The organism is Pseudomonas sp. PDM14 (assembly GCF_014851905.1).
In the GTDB taxonomy this organism is placed as follows: domain Bacteria; phylum Pseudomonadota; class Gammaproteobacteria; order Pseudomonadales; family Pseudomonadaceae; genus Aquipseudomonas.
Window position 1 is genome coordinate 1 of sequence record NZ_JACVAQ010000012.1, and the last position, 201, is coordinate 201.

General features: G+C 62.7%; 1 protein-coding gene. It reads right to left on the minus strand.

Annotation, left to right across the window (positions count from 1 at the left end):
• Positions 1 to 201 (minus strand): hypothetical protein (locus IB229_RS22380; RefSeq protein ID WP_192332036.1); only part of this gene is annotated, 201 nt, incomplete at both ends.

Below are 201 nucleotides of genomic sequence, written 5' to 3' on the forward strand. Positions count from 1 at the left end.
AGGACCAGGTGCCATCGGCATTCGGGGTAACGGTGTAGTCGGAACCGTTGACGGTCAGGGTCAGGTTGCCCGAGGTATTGGACGAAGTGCCGCTGAAGGTCGGGGTGTTGTCGGCGGTGGTGGTGATGTCGGCGATGGTCACGGTCGGCAGTACGTCGACAGTGAAGGCGTCGCTGTCATCGGCCTCGTTGCCCGGTGCAT